The organism is Vibrio sp. V10_P2A27P122 (genome assembly GCF_963874335.1).
GTDB classification, from domain to species: Bacteria; Pseudomonadota; Gammaproteobacteria; order Enterobacterales; family Vibrionaceae; genus Vibrio; species Vibrio anguillarum.
In genome coordinates, this window is sequence record NZ_CAWNHY010000136.1 from 1 (window position 1) to 4206 (window position 4206).

A 4206-nucleotide genomic window follows, 5' to 3' on the forward strand; every position below is an offset into this window, starting at 1 on the left:
GTCAAGGCGGATGACGTAGCCTCGTTAGTTGCATTAATTAAAGAAATCCAGCCTGATCTTGTGATCAACGCTGGCCCTCCTTGGGTAAACGTGCCAATCATGGAAGCATGTTATCAAGCCAAGGTTTCCTATCTAGATACATCGGTTGCTGTTGACCTTTGCTCTGAAGGTCAACAAGTGCCTGAAGCGTATGATCCTCAATGGGCATTTCGTGAAAAATTTAAGCAAGCAGACATTACCGCTATTCTCGGTGCTGGTTTTGATCCGGGCGTGGTTAGCGTGTTTGCCGCGTATGCGGTGAAGCACCTCTTTGACGAAATCGACAGTATTGATGTGATGGACATTAATGCAGGCGATCACGGCAAAAAATTTGCGACTAACTTTGATCCAGAAACCAATATGTTAGAGATTCAAGGCGACTCTTTCTATTGGGAAGAAGGGCAGTGGCAGCGTGTTCCTTGCCATTCACGAATGCTAGAATTTGATTTTCCTCAGTGCGGCCAGCACAAGGTGTACTCCATGTCGCACGATGAAGTGCGTTCGATGAAAGAGTTTATTCCGGCCAAACGTATTGAATTTTGGATGGGTTTTGGCGATCGTTATCTCAACTATTTCAATTGCATGCGTGATATTGGTTTATTGAGTCCAAACCCATTGACGCTGCAAGATGGTACTGTGGTTCAACCACTTCAAGTGCTTAAAGCGATGCTGCCAGACCCAACCTCTTTGGCTCCTGGCTACAAAGGCCTGACTTGTATTGGTACTTGGGTGCAAGGTTGGAAGGATGGTAAACAGCGCAGTGTCTTTATCTACAATAATGCAGACCATGAAGTGGCATACCATGATGTAGAGCACCAAGCCATCGCTTACACCACGGGCGTTCCTGCCATTACTGCGGCATTGCAGTATTTCCAAGGGCATTGGGCACAAGCGGGCGTGTTTAACTTAGAGCAGCTTGACCCTGATCTGTTTTTAGAAACGATGCCGAAATTAGGTTTGGATTGGCATGTTCAAGAGCTCGATATCGGGCAACCAGAGATTAAAATTCTAAAATAAGAGTTTTCGATAGTTAAGCCGATGCAGATGTGTCGGCTTTCTTCAATTTGAGAGTGATAAATAGATGCAAAAAAGCGAACTCCAAACGCCCTATTTTATGATTGATGAATCACAGTTGATCGCGAACCTAGAAATCGCGAAGCAGCTCAAAGAGATGTCGGGCGTCAAACTCGTCTTGGCTTTAAAATGCTTCTCTACTTGGGGAGTGTTTGACATCATCAAACCTTACCTAGATGGCACCACCAGCAGTGGCCCATTTGAAGTAAAATTAGGTTACGAAACGTTTGGTGGTGAAACACACGCCTATAGCGTTGGCTACAGTGAAGCTGATGTTAAAGAAGTGGCCGATATTTGCGACAAAATGATTTTTAATTCGCAATCCCAGTTGGCCGCTTACCGTCATTTAGTTGAAGGCAAGGCGTCATTGGGTTTACGTTTAAACCCCGGCGTGAGTTACGCTGGGCAAGATCTTGCCAATCCCGCACGTCAGTTTTCTCGTTTAGGTGTTCAAACAGACCATATTGATAACTCAGTGTTCGATACTATCAATGGCGTGATGTTCCATATGAACTGTGAGAACAAAGATGCTGATGCGTTCATTGCGTTATTAGATTCGATCTCTGAGCGTTTTGGCCAATATCTGGATAAGTTAGATTGGGTCAGCCTAGGCGGTGGTGTGTTCTTCACTTGGCCTGGTTATCCGCTAGAAAAATTAGCATTAGCGCTTAAGGCCTTTTCAGAAAAGCATCAGGTTCAGCTTTATCTTGAACCGGGTGAGGCGATCATCACGAAAACGGCTGATTTAGTGGTGACTGTCGTCGATATCGTTGAAAATGGCATGAAAACAGCGATTGTTGATTCGGCAACTGAAGCGCATCGTTTAGACACACTGATTTACAAAGAGCCAGCGGCTATCTTAGAAGCGAGTGCGAACGGTGAACATGAGTATGTCATTGGCTCGTGTTCTTGCTTAGCGGGTGATCAATTTTGCGTGGCTTCATTTGAACAGCCATTATCGATTGGTCAGCGGTTGCATATCATGGATAGCGCGGGCTATACCATGGTGAAATTGAATTGGTTTAATGGCCTTAAAATGCCTTCCGTGTATTGTCAACGCAGTACAGGAGAGCTTCAGAAACTGAATGAATTTGGCTATGAAGACTTTAAACGTTCATTATCTCAATGGTCGGTAAACTGATGACAATAGGCCTCACCATACAGTGGGTGAGGCCTATTTTTGTAAAATCACACCTTAGAGTTTAAAGCTTTTCATTCTTTCGTCTAATTGGCGTGAAAGAGCGGCCAAGGTTTCACTCTCTTCTGCCAAATAGTTTGCCGATTGTGACATCTCCAATGCTGAATCGTTAATGCCACTGACGTTACGGTTCATTTCTTCGGCCACTGCACTTTGTTCTTCTGCCGCAGTGGCGATTTGAATTGCTTTATCACTCACATGCTGAATATGACTGACGATCAAGGAAAGATCGCTGCCTGCATTTTCTGCCCGCTCCACACTGTTATAAGCGAGATCTTGGCTTTTTTGCATCGCGTTTGATGTACTAACGGCCAGTTGCTGTAAGCGGTTAATGGTGGTTTGGATTTGGTCAGTGGAATGATGAGTACGGCTAGCTAAATTTCTGACCTCGTCGGCGACCACTGCGAATCCTCTACCTTGTTCTCCAGCACGTGCGGCTTCAATCGCTGCATTTAGCGCAAGTAAATTAGTTTGTTCAGAAATGCCGCTGATCACTGTGGTAACTTCACTGATTTGCATCACGCCTTCTTTGAGTTTGTGCACTTGCTCAGTGGCCACTTCCAGCTCTTTTGAGAGCGCTTTAATGCTGTCCACACTGGAATGTACGTCTTTATCGCCTAAGCCGGCTTCTTTGCTGGCATCCAATGTGTCTCTTGCTGTCTCTTCTGCATGGCCTGCAACATCGGCAACTGTCGCACTCATTTCATTCATCGCGGTTGCGAGCTGGCTTAATTGGTCACGTTGGCTGGTCACCGCTTGGCTAGTTTCTTCCGCAGAAGAAGCGATGCGAATGGCGGCCTCTGCAAGCAGGTTTGCTGAGGTGACCGACTCGGTTAATGCTAAACGCACTGCGCTTACACTGTCATTGATACGACATGCCACAATGCCAATCTCATCTTCTCCCATTACTGGGACTTGTGCGGTTAAATCGCCGCTTGCCACTTTTTTCATGACTTCTTTAATTGACTCTAACGGCATAATGATGGCTCGGCTGATGACCACCCCAAGCGTTGCCATCACAAACACAACTGCCAATGTCGCTCCTCCCATCTTGAGGATCTGTTTGTTGATCGCCTCTTCAATGTCATTGATGAGCATGCCTGAGCCGATAATCCAATGCCACGGCGCAAACCCGTGGACTGCCGATAATTTCTCTGCGGGTGTTCCACTGTTAGTCTGCCAAGGATATGTCAACGTGCCTTGTTGACCATTTTTGCCAAGTTCAACCATAGTGAACCAAAACTCGCCTTGTGTATCTTTTCCTGGGCTTCCCATCTGTTTGCCAACCAAATCAGTGCGAATCGGATGGGCAATGGTGTAACGAGACTCATCGATAGCAAAAAGATAGTTGTTGCTGTCAAAACGTGTGTTGTTGATGAGTATCTTCGCTTGTGATTTAGCTTCGTCTTCGGGGAGTGTTTTCTGAAGGTGTGAGATTTGTGAGAGGAGAGTATCGATAACTGCGTTCAACCTCGCTTCACGCTCTACGACTAAGTTACTTCTCAGCGCGCTAGTTGCAATGAACAGTAAGCTCAATAAGCCAACAATTGCAACCGCGATAATAGCGGTCAGCTTGTAGCTGACCTTAATATTTTCAAGCTTCAACATGACGTTACCACCATTAAAACAACCCAACCTTATTGCTGGGCATATTGGTTTACCTGTTGTACTTGAGGTTACCGTGATGTTGGTTACGTTTGATTGCCAGAGTCACAAGGTTTGTTAATGCTCATTAGTAATCATCCGTTTATCCATCTGACGGCGTCTTCAAGTTATTCGGCATCTAGGATTTGCAGGCTTAGATTAATTATGGTTACCCGCTCTCTAATATTGGAATATGGTCGTCATTTCGCGAATGCAATTAGTTGATTTTGTTAACTGAATCACAACTTTAA

Annotated in this window: 3 protein-coding genes; 2 read left to right on the forward strand and 1 reads right to left on the reverse strand. The window is 45.4% G+C overall.

The annotated features are described in order from the left end of the window. Both AACQ17_RS06930 and nspC read left to right on the forward strand, forming a co-directional pair. Window positions 1-1056 (forward strand): saccharopine dehydrogenase family protein (locus AACQ17_RS06930; RefSeq protein WP_141201481.1); only part of this gene is annotated, 1056 nt, incomplete at its 5' end. 64 nt (window positions 1057-1120) lie between these two features. Continuing rightward, window positions 1121-2254: a carboxynorspermidine decarboxylase gene (gene nspC, locus AACQ17_RS06935; RefSeq protein ID WP_017046172.1), complete on the forward strand. Its 1134-nt coding sequence runs from the start codon at window positions 1121-1123 to the stop codon at window positions 2252-2254. A gap of 54 nt (window positions 2255-2308) precedes the next feature. Here nspC and AACQ17_RS06940 read toward each other — a convergent pair whose 3' ends face one another. Beyond that, window positions 2309-3919, reverse strand: a complete 1611-nt coding sequence (locus AACQ17_RS06940) for a methyl-accepting chemotaxis protein (protein WP_026027718.1) — start codon at window positions 3917-3919, stop codon at window positions 2309-2311. Between the last annotated feature and the right edge of the window lie 287 nt (window positions 3920-4206).

What these genes read in the sequence shown, in the direction of transcription:
- nspC (WP_017046172.1), top strand. Translation starts at nt 1,121, where the DNA reads ATGCAAAAAAGCGAACTCCAAACGCCCTATTTTATGATTGATGAATCA.
- AACQ17_RS06940 (WP_026027718.1), bottom strand. Translation starts at nt 3,919, where the DNA reads ATGTTGAAGCTTGAAAATATTAAGGTCAGCTACAAGCTGACCGCTATT.